The organism is Roseicyclus amphidinii (assembly GCF_030163755.1).
GTDB lineage: Bacteria > Pseudomonadota > Alphaproteobacteria > Rhodobacterales > Rhodobacteraceae > Roseicyclus > Roseicyclus amphidinii.
Map to the genome: position 1 here is coordinate 1 of NZ_JASJOE010000090.1, position 9,157 is coordinate 9,157.

The 9,157-nt window shown below is 70.3% G+C and carries 11 protein-coding genes and 1 pseudogene; 4 read left to right on the top strand and 8 right to left on the bottom strand.

Features of this window, described 5'->3' with window-relative positions; genetic code table 11:
* Positions 1–30 precede the first annotated feature (30 nt).
* The 3 genes from QQK83_RS17815 to QQK83_RS17825 all read right to left on the bottom strand — a co-directional run bounded on the left by QQK83_RS17815 (position 31) and on the right by QQK83_RS17825 (position 1,381).
* The gene (locus tag QQK83_RS17815; RefSeq protein WP_284266575.1) at positions 31–204 is read right to left on the bottom strand and encodes a hypothetical protein; all 174 of its coding nucleotides are present in this window, start codon (positions 202–204) and stop codon (positions 31–33) included.
* Entirely contained in the window at positions 194–781 is a 588-nt protein-coding gene (locus QQK83_RS17820; protein ID WP_284266577.1) for an RNA polymerase sigma factor, read from the bottom strand. Before QQK83_RS17820 ends, QQK83_RS17815 begins: the two co-directional genes overlap by 11 nt.
* An 84-nt stretch (positions 782–865) precedes the next feature.
* A complete protein-coding gene (locus QQK83_RS17825; RefSeq protein WP_284266580.1) occupies positions 866–1,381 on the bottom strand; it encodes an EF-hand domain-containing protein in 516 nt (171 codons plus the stop codon).
* Positions 1,382–1,518: 137 nt separating this feature from the next.
* Between QQK83_RS17825 and QQK83_RS17830 the strand changes: the two genes are divergently transcribed.
* Both QQK83_RS17830 and QQK83_RS17835 read left to right on the top strand, forming a co-directional pair.
* Entirely contained in the window at positions 1,519–1,920 is a 402-nt protein-coding gene (locus tag QQK83_RS17830) for a DUF983 domain-containing protein (RefSeq protein WP_284266581.1), read from the top strand.
* Positions 1,893–2,588, top strand: coding sequence for an NUDIX hydrolase (locus QQK83_RS17835; RefSeq protein ID WP_284266583.1), 696 nt, complete (start codon positions 1,893–1,895; stop codon positions 2,586–2,588). The genes QQK83_RS17830 and QQK83_RS17835 overlap by 28 nt, the downstream gene beginning before the upstream one ends.
* Before the next feature lie 206 nt (positions 2,589–2,794).
* Here the strand turns inward: QQK83_RS17835 and QQK83_RS17840 are convergent, their stop codons facing one another.
* Genes QQK83_RS17840 through QQK83_RS17850 form a run of 3 tightly spaced genes read right to left on the bottom strand, consistent with a single transcriptional unit; the run spans position 2,795 to position 5,559 of the window.
* The gene (locus QQK83_RS17840) at positions 2,795–3,727 is read right to left on the bottom strand and encodes an AEC family transporter (RefSeq protein WP_284266585.1); all 933 of its coding nucleotides are present in this window, start codon (positions 3,725–3,727) and stop codon (positions 2,795–2,797) included.
* Positions 3,724–4,641 carry a DMT family transporter gene (locus QQK83_RS17845; protein ID WP_284266587.1) on the bottom strand — a complete coding sequence of 306 codons (918 nt, stop codon included), beginning with the start codon at positions 4,639–4,641 and terminating at the stop codon, positions 3,724–3,726. Before QQK83_RS17845 ends, QQK83_RS17840 begins: the two co-directional genes overlap by 4 nt.
* 36 nt (positions 4,642–4,677) lie before the next feature.
* Positions 4,678–5,559, bottom strand: coding sequence for a fatty acid desaturase (locus tag QQK83_RS17850; RefSeq protein WP_284266589.1), 882 nt, complete (start codon positions 5,557–5,559; stop codon positions 4,678–4,680).
* A gap of 127 nt (positions 5,560–5,686) precedes the next feature.
* Between QQK83_RS17850 and QQK83_RS17855 the strand changes: the two genes are divergently transcribed.
* On the top strand, positions 5,687–6,550 hold the full coding sequence (locus QQK83_RS17855; RefSeq protein ID WP_284266591.1) for a helix-turn-helix domain-containing protein: 864 nt from the start codon (positions 5,687–5,689) through the stop codon (positions 6,548–6,550).
* Positions 6,551–6,721: 171 nt separating this feature from the next.
* On the opposite strand, the gene QQK83_RS17860 is transcribed toward QQK83_RS17855, so the two are convergent.
* Both QQK83_RS17860 and QQK83_RS17865 read right to left on the bottom strand, forming a co-directional pair.
* A complete protein-coding gene (locus QQK83_RS17860; RefSeq protein WP_284266593.1) occupies positions 6,722–7,360 on the bottom strand; it encodes an SGNH/GDSL hydrolase family protein in 639 nt (212 codons plus the stop codon).
* Positions 7,361–7,556: 196 nt separating this feature from the next.
* A complete protein-coding gene (locus QQK83_RS17865) occupies positions 7,557–8,603 on the bottom strand; it encodes an aldo/keto reductase (protein WP_284266595.1) in 1,047 nt (348 codons plus the stop codon).
* A gap of 108 nt (positions 8,604–8,711) precedes the next feature.
* Between QQK83_RS17865 and QQK83_RS17870 the strand changes: the two are divergent.
* Positions 8,712–9,157: pseudogene (locus QQK83_RS17870) on the top strand (hypothetical protein); the annotation flags it as partial.

Here is a 9,157-nt window from a genome sequence, read left to right on the forward strand (position 1 = left end):
TCGCATCATTCGCCGTGGCCCCGCCGGTCTTCACCAGCACGGCCATGAAACAGGCCACCGTCGCCCAGACGAAGGCCGCGCCGCCGCCTGCACCATGGCCGCATCGGCCAGCACCCGCGCGACAAGGTCGTCGCCCGGCCGCTCGGCCTCGCGGGCCGCGGCGAAGAGCGCCTCAAGGCGCGCGTCTTCCGGTTCAGTCGCCATATCCCAGCGCCTCCTTCTGTGTTGCAAGAGCCGCCGCCAGCGCCCGCTTGCCCCGGGCGGTCAGGCTTTCCACGGCCTCCACGCCCACCTCGAGTATCTCCGCGATCTCGGGGTTCGACAGCCCCTCGATATGGCGCAGCACCACCGCCTGTCGCTGCCGCTCGGGCAGCTGCGCCAGCGCGGCATCCAGCGCCGCCATCCGGTCGGCCTCGACCATCCGTGCCTCGGCCCCCGGCGCGCCATCCGCCGCCGCGTCCGGGTCGTCCAGCGGCTCGGCCCGTCCGCGCCGCCTGAGCCGGTCCACGCAGAGGTTCGCCACCACCCGGTAAAGCCATGTCGCGGGCTGCGCCGCGCCATCCTGCCGCCACCCGGCCGCCGCGCGCCAGAGCCGCAGCATCGCCTCCTGCGCGATGTCCTCGGCCTCGGCCCGGTCGCCCAGCACGCGGGCGGCATGGCGCAAGGCCCGCGGCAAAAGCCGCGCCGTCAATGCCGCCGAGGCCCCCGGATCGCCATTGGCGAAGAGGACCATCAGCGCCCCGTCCGAAAGCGCGGCATATTCTGGCGTGTCGCCGGACATGTCGTTGAATACCGCTCCCGGTCAGGGGCCGAAAGGGGCGGCGCGGGGATGGGGAGGCCCCCCGCGCCGCCGCGGGCGCAGGCCTCAGCCGCGCCAGAAGCCGTGGCCGCGGCCTTCGCCGTGACCACCACCGTGACCGCCGCCGCGCCGCTCCATCATGCGGGCCATGGCCGCGTCGAGCTCGGCCTCGGTCAGGCTGCCGTCGCCGTTCGCGTCCACGCGCTCGAACATCCGTTCCATGCGCGCCTGCCGGCGGCCGTCGGCCATCTCCTCCAGCTCGGCCGCACTCAGCGCGCCGTCACCATCGGAATCCGCCCGCTCGAGCAGCCGGTCCACCCCGGCCTCGGCGCGGGTCATGGCCCCCGCAAGCAGCTCGTCGCGGGTCAGCGTGCCGTCGCCATCGGCATCGGCCTGCGCGAAGCGGCCCGCGCGCGCGCCCTGCATCTCTTCGAGCGTGACCGCGCCGTCCCCGTCGAGGTCCATCTCGGAGAACATCATCTGCGGACCCATGCCGCGGCCTTCGCCCTGCTGGGCCAAGGCGGGGGCGGCAAGCGCCAGCGGGATCATCAGCGCCAGCGCGCCTGCTTTCATCATCGACATCGGCGTTTTCTCCTCGTGTTTCGTGCCTGTCTGACCTGTCACACGCGGCAGGCGGCGGGTTCCGTCGGAAAAAGTTTCCGCGCCCCGCGACAGCAGCGCACTGGACGCCCCCGCGCGCGCGCCGCATCTATCGGCGCATGAGCCATGACGACCCCGCCTTGCGCCCCGAATTCCTGCCCGGCCCGCCCGAGCGCCCCACCGGCCCCGCGATCCGCCGCGGCCTGCGCCGCCGCTGCCCCGGTTGCGGCGAGGGAAGCCTGTTCGACGGCTACCTCAAGCTCGCCCCCGCCTGCCCCGCATGCGGCGAGGACCTGAGCCATGCGCGCGCCGATGACGGGCCGGCCTATCTCTCGATTCTCGTCACCGCCAAGGTGATGGGGACGCTGCAGCTTTTCACCTACGAGATGCTGCAGCCGCCGGCCTGGGTGATGGCCGTGACGTTTTCGATTGGCGTCACCGCCATGGCCCTCTACCTTCTGCCGCGCTTCAAGGGGCTGATCGTGGGGGTGCAATGGGCCAAGCGGATGCACGGGTTCTAGTGGACAAGACCGCGATCCGCGATGCCGCCACGGTGATCGTGCTGCGCGACGCCGCGACGCGGCCCCGCGTGCTGATGGGCCAGCGCGGAAAAACGGCGGCCTTCATGCCGTCGAAATTCGTCTTTCCCGGCGGCGCGGTGGATGCGGTCGACGCGACGATCCCGCTGGCCGCTCCCCCCGCCCCCGCTTGCGCCGCGGCGCTGGCCAATGACAGCATGCTTGACCCTGCGCCGCTGGTCGCGGCGGCCACCCGCGAGCTGTGGGAGGAGACGGGCCTCCTGATCGGCGCGCCCGACGCCCGCGCCGCCGCGATGGAAGCGCCGCAGGGCTGGCGCGGCTACGTGGCCACGGGCCACCTGCCCGACGGGGCGGATGCGACATTCCTGTTCCGGGCGATCACGCCGCCGGGCCGCCCCCGCCGCTTCGACGCGCGCTTCTTTCTCGTGGAGGCCGAGGCGCTGCGCAACGACCCCGACGATTTCAGCCGCGCCGAGGATGAGCTGGGCCATTTGCACTGGGTGCCGCTGGACGAGGTGCGGGGCTACGACATGCCCTTCATCACCGAGGTGGTTCTGGCCGAGCTGGCCGCCCGGCTCGAGGGGCGGCAGCCCCCCGGCGTGCCCTTCTTCGACAACCGCACCGAGATCAGCCGGTTCTCGCGCCTCTGACGCCGACAGCGCCCCATGGCCCGGCGTCGCGCGGGTTGAGGGTGCGGGAGCCTCCGGCGGCCATATTTTTGGGATAGAGATGCGAAAGTTTGAGTCAAATTGTCATCTCTATCCCTGAAATATGGCGGGGGAGGAGGCGAAGCCGACGGGGGCGGAGCCCCAAAACCGGCGCGGGCGGAGCCCCAAAACCAGCGCGGGCGGGGGGATCAGAGGCCGAAGATCCGCGCCCCGAGCGTCAGCCAGAGCGGCATGACGGCAAAGGCCAGAAGCGTCTGCACCGTGATCATCGCGGCCATCAGGGGCGCGTCGCCGCCCAGTTGGCGGGCCAGCGTGTAGGCCGCCACCCCCGTGGGCAGCGCGCCGTAGATCAGCGCCACCTGCGCCGTGAGTGGCGGAAGGCCAAGCGCCAGCGCCATGCCGAGGATCACCGCGGGGAAGAGCAGGAGCTTGCCCCCCGCCGCCAGCGCCATGGGCAGCCAGTCGGCCTGAAGCCCGCGCAGCTTGAGGCTGGCACCGACGCAAAGCAGCATGATCGGCAGCGCCGCCTGACCGAGCACCGACAGCGTTTCCTGCAGGACGGGGATGGGCGCCCAGCCCACAAGGTTCACCCCTGCCGCCGCGAGGATCGACAGGATCAGCGGGTTGGTAGCGAGGCTTTTTGCGGCCCCCGAGAGCACCGGGCTTCCGGGCCGGGGCAGGAGGATGGAGAAAAGCCCCACCACCGTCAGGTTCACCACCGGCACGAGAACCGCAGCCCCCAGCACCGCCAGTTGCAGGGCGGGCGCGCCGTAAAGCGCCTCGGCCACGGCGAGCGCGATGAAGGTGTTGAAGCGCCCCGCGCCCTGCAGGATCGAGGTCGCCTGAGGTGCCGGAAAGCGCAGGAGGATGGCGGCCGCCGTGCCCGCCGCCGTGGCCGCGAAGAAGCCCGCGTAGAGCGTGCCCGCGTAGGAGATCAGGTCGGGGTCCGAGAGGTCCGCCTCGGAGATGCGCACGAAGAAGAGCGCGGGCATCAGCACGAAATAGACGAGCCGGTCGTTCAGCGTCCAGAATTCCTCGGAGGGGATGCCGCCGCGCCTGAGCGCGTAGCCCGTCACGATCAGAAGGAAGATCGGCGCGATGGAGAGCGCGATCGTGATCATGCCGCCACCCCGCGCCAGAAGATCACCCCGATGGAGGCGACCAGCAGGGCAAGCCCCGCGATCTCCTTGGGAGAGGAGCGTTCCTTGAGCCAGAAGACCGAGACGAGGAAGGTGAAGACCAGCTCGATCTGCCCCAGCGCCTTGACCAGCGCCGCGGTCTGCAGCGTGAAGGCGGTGAACCAGCCGAGGCTGCCGAGCATCGAGGTGAGGCCGACGAGGCCCGAGACCCGCCAGCTGGCCAGGACGCGCCCCACCTCGGCCCGGTCGCGCCACGCGATCCAGAGGCCCAGCGCCACCGCCTGCACCGCGGTGGCTGCGGCCAGCGTCAGGCTGGCGCGCAGGAAGACGTCACCGTCCGGCAGCGCCAGCGACGCGCCGCGGTAGCCCACCGCCGAGATGCCGAAGAACACGCCCGAGGCGAGCCCGTAGCCCGAGGCCGCGTTGAAGAGCCGCGCGCGCCAGGGCAGCGCGGTGTCGCCCTTGGGTGGATCGGAGAGCAGGACCACGCCGACGAAGCCCAGCCCGATGGCCAGCAGGATCGGGGGCGAGATCGCCTCGCCCAGCAGCAGCAGGCCGAAGAGCGCGGTCAGGATGACCTCGGTCTTCATCAGGGTGATGCCGACGGTGAAGTTGCGGACCGCGAAGAGCGCGACGATGCACATGGTGCCCAGCACCTGCGCCAGCGCGCCGGGGACGAGGAAGGCCCAGAAGCGCGCGCCGGGGGTCGGCAGGGCTTGCGCGGTTGTTTGCGCGTAGACGGCCACGATGACGGCCACCAGCGGTGCGGAATAGAGGAACCGCGCCCAGGTCGCGCCCGCGGTCGAGAGCGTCGTGACCTTCAGGTGGCGCTGCAGCGTGAAGCGCAGCGTCTGCATGAAGGCGGCGAAGATCGTGACCGGAATCCAGGGCGGCATGGCCCTCTCATGCGCCCGGCGCGCGGGGCCTTCAAGCTAGTTCTTGCGGTAGAGCGGATGCGGCACCGGGTCTTTCGCGCGCAGGAGGTGGCGGCGAAAGACCTGGGCGTAGCTGTCGTAGCGGTAGCCGGCGTTGCGGGTGACGTATTTCTCGCGGTTCGGGAAATAGATTTGCGGCAGGCGATACCAGGGCAGCTTGGGGTGCATGTGGTGGACGACATGCAGGTTGTTGTTGAGGAAAAGGAAGGCGAGCGGCCCGCGATCCTCGATGATGACGGTGCGGCCGCGGGCGCGCTCATGGGCCTGGTGTTCGAGGAAGGTGCGGATCTTCAGGACGGCGAGCCCGCCGTAGCAGCCCAGGAGATAGGCCCAGAGCGGCATCGCGGAGGCGATGACCAGAGCGACGAGGGCGGCGGCAACGGGCAGATGCGAAAGCCAGCCGTGCAGGACGGCGCGGTCGCCCGCGCGGATGGCGCGCAGATCTGCGGCCATGAAGGTGACCTGCCCGATGACGGGGCCGAGCAGCATCCGGCCCAGAAGCGTGTTGTTGGCGTTCAGGAGCGTTTGAAGCGCGCGCGGCAGCCGCGTCCAGACCGCGGGGTCGAGGTAGTTCGATTCCGGGTCGTCATAGGGATCGGTCAGGGTCGCGTCCATGTGATGCGCGAGATGCGTGTTGCGGAAGCGCAGGTAGGGGATCACGAGGTTGAGCGAGGGGAAGACGAGGATCTCGCCCAGGCGGCGCTCGGCGAAGGGATGGCCGTGGATGACCTCGTGCTGGAGCGAGGAATGCAGCGCCACGACCGGGATGAGGACGAGGGTGGCCAGCGCCAGGCTGACGCCGGGCAGCCAGAACAGGCAGGCGGCGAGGGCGGCATAGGTGGCACAGATCAAAAGAAGCGTCGGCCATTCGACCCGCATGGATACCCCCAGGTTTTCGTGAACAGGCGCGTCCGCAGCGCCCGCTGTCACGGATATGTGATCTTGCACAGGGCGAGCAGTCAGGGTTTTCTCCACGGGAACTCAACAGTGTTTCGGATTCTGAACGGTGCTGGAAATCTCCGACAAGCGGCGGGTTGCCGCCACGTTCCGCGAGCGGCTGGCGGGGGCCTTGACGGCCTCGGGTCGCAGCCGCGCGGCGCTGGCGCGCGCCATCGGGGTGGATCGCTCGAGCGTCACGCAGATGCTGGCCGAGGGCGAGACGCGGATGCCCGGCGGGCATGTTGTGGCGGCCTGCGCGCAGGCGCTGGATGTCTCGGCGGACTGGCTTTTGGGCCTGACCGACAGGCCGGAGCAGGCGGGGGCGCTTTTGGCCTCGTCGTTTTCCATCTCCGAGACGGGGCGGGCCACCGGGCTCGACGACCAGATCTTCGCCTGGCACCGGGAGGCCGAGGGCTACAAGGTGCGCCATGTCCCCGCCACCCTGCCCGACATGCTGAAGACCGACGCGGTTCTGCGCTGGGAATACGCGCCCGTCACCCACCGCCGCCCCGATGCGGCGATCGACGCGGCGGCCGAGCGGCTGGACTGGATGCGGCTGACCGAGAGCGATTACGAGATGGCGATGGCGGTTCACGAGGTGGAAAGCTTCGCCCGCGGGGAAGGGTATTACGCGGGGCTGGAGGCGTCGGTGCGGCTGGCGCAGATCGACTGGCTGGCCGAGCTTTACGCGCAATTCTACCCGTCCTTGCGGATCTTCCTGTTCGATGCGCGGCGGGTGTGGTCGGCGCCCGTGACCGTCTTCGGGCCGAAGATGGCGGTGATCTACATGGGGCGGCATTACATCGCCTTTCGGGACCGCGACCGGGTGCGGACGGTTACGCGGCATTTCGACTGGCTGGTGCGAGAGGCGCGGGTTTCGGCGCGCGAGGTGCCGGGCTATCTTGAGGGGTTGCGGACGCTGGTGCGGTGACGGGTTTCGCCCGCTGCGCGGTCGACCCGCGCGCCGCTGGCGCGGCGCGGGTGCGAATTTTCGTACGAAAATTCGGGGGCGCGGTGTCGGCGTCGCATGAGCGCGTGGGCGGGGGGCGCGGGTGCGGTGGTCCGGATGCGTATTTTTGGAAAGATGAAGGGGTGGAGCGGGTCAGGCGGTGTTCTTCGGAAAGCGCGCGGCGACGGCCTCGGCCATGACGGTGCCGAACTGTCGGTGGGCCTCGGCGGTCCAATGGACGCCGTCGATGGGGGAGACCTCAAGATGGCGGCCCGCCTCGACGAAGCCCGCGCCGAGGCGCTGGGCCGCCTCCTGCAGGTGCCGGGCGAGGTCCACCTGCCGCGCTTCGGCCCCGGCGAAGGTCTCCGCGAGGATGCCTGCCTCGCGCACCGGGACCGGGGCCACGATGACGAGGTCGGTGACCACGCCCTCGGCGCGGGCGAGCGTGCAGAGGCGTTCGACCGAGCGGGCGATCTCGAAACCGGTGACCGAAAAGCGGGGCTTCAGGTCATTGGTGCCCAGCATCACGACCATGAGGTCGATGGGCCGGTGGCTGTGCAGGATCGCGGGCAGGACGGCGATGCCGTTGCGGCAGCCGCCCTCGACCGGGTCGTCATGGACGGTGGTCCGGCCGGGCAGGCCCTCGGCGATGACGGTGACACCGGGGCCGAGGACATCGGCCATCGCGTCGGGCCAGCGGTCGCCGGGGGGATGACGGTCGAACTGCCCCAGCCGCGTCAGCGGCAGGGTGCCGTGGGTGTTGCTGTCGCCGTAGCAGAGCACGACGGGCATGGGGTGATCCTCCGATCCGGTTTCCCAGCGAACTGTTGCGTGCCGCTGCGCGGCTGTCACCCGGAAAATGGGGGCTGACCGCGCAGGCCGCCGGATTTCGGATTGTTCAATAGTCAACTTCGGGGGCCATCAACATGGTCTGGCGGCCCCGATTGTTGCGAATTATCGATTTATCCCCGGATTTATCCACAGGCCATCAATAGGGCATCGGATGCGCCTTGTGGATCTCGTCGATCTGCTCCAGCGCCTCGTCGGAGAGCCGCGTCTCGAGGCCCCCAAGGACATGCGCGAGCTGGTCGGCGGTGGTCGCGCCGAAGATCGTCGAGACCGGGAAGGGGCGCTGCACGGTGAAGGCCAGCGCCATGTGGACCGGGTCGAGCCCGTGGCGCGTTGCAAGGTCGAGATAGGCGTCGACGGCGGGGAAGACGCGGTCGGTCTTGCGCCCGCCCAGAGTGCCGTTGCGGTCCATGCGGCTGCCCGCGGGGACTGCGCCGCCCTGGTATTTGCCGGTCAGAAGCCCCGCGGCGAGGGGCGAATAGGCCAGCAGCGTCACCTGCTCGTTCACCGCCACCTCGCCCAGGTCGGTGTCGTAGAGCCGGCAGAGCAGCGAGTATTCGTTCTGGATCGACTGCACCCGCGGCAGGCCCTCGGCCTCGGCGATCTGCAGCCATTGCGCGGTGCCCCAGGCGCTTTCGTTCGAGAGCGCGAAATGGCGGATCTTGCCCGCGTCGACCGCGTCCTGGGCGGCCTGCAGCACCTCGAGCATGTTGGCGCGGGTGGCCGCGCGGTCCTGCTGCGACGGGTCGTAGCGCCAGTTCTGCCGGAAATGGTATGAGCCGCGGTTGGGCCAGTGCAGCTGGTAGATGTCGATGACATCGGTCTGCAGCCGCGCGAGGGAGGCGTCGAGCGCCGCGGTGAAGGTCGCGGCGGTGATGTCCTGCCCCGGCCGGACGAAGCCCGCGTTCTTGCCGGTGATCTTGGTCGCCAGCAGGTAGTCGCCGCGGCGGCCCTTGTTGGCGGCGTTCCAGCGCCCGAGGATGGTTTCGGTGTCGCCCACCGTCTCGGGGGTGACGGGGTTGACCGGATACATCTCGGCGGTGTCGACGATGGTGATGCCCGCGTCCAGCGCCATGTCCATCTGGCGATGGGCGTCATTCTCGGGCGTCTGGCTGCCCCAGGTCATCGTGCCGAGGCAGTAGTCGGTGATCATCGTGTCGGTCGAGCCGAGCGGTATCTGGCGCATGTCCTGTCCCCTGTTCCGTCTGGCGCGCACACTAGGCGCAGGGGCGGGAGATGCAAGGCGGCCCCTGTGACCCTTGAGAACATTCGGCGAACATCTATACTCCGCGTCATGGATCTGACCAAGCTCACGCGCCAGTCGCACCGCCACGACCGTCCCGGCCTGCCGCTTCTGGGGCGGTTCCGGCTGGCGGGGGGGCGGGCGCATGAGATCTGTGGCGGGGCGCGGCGGCGGCTGGCCTTGTGGCTGGCGGCGGAGGCCGAGGGGCCGGTGCTGTGGATCCGGCCCGCCTGGCACCCCGACCGGCCGCACATGGCGGGGATGCGGGGCGAGATCGACCCCGGTCGCCTGGTCTTCGTCACCCCCGAGCGGCCCGCCGATCTGCTCTGGGCGACGGAGGAGGCGCTGCGCGCCGGTGCCCTGCCGCTGGTCATCTGCGAGCTGCCCGAGCCTCCGGGCCTGACCGAGGTGCGGCGCCTGCACCTGGCGGCCGAGGCGGGGGTGGAGGCGGGCGGTGGCGCAGGGCTGGGGCTGCTGCTGACGCCCGGTGACGGCGG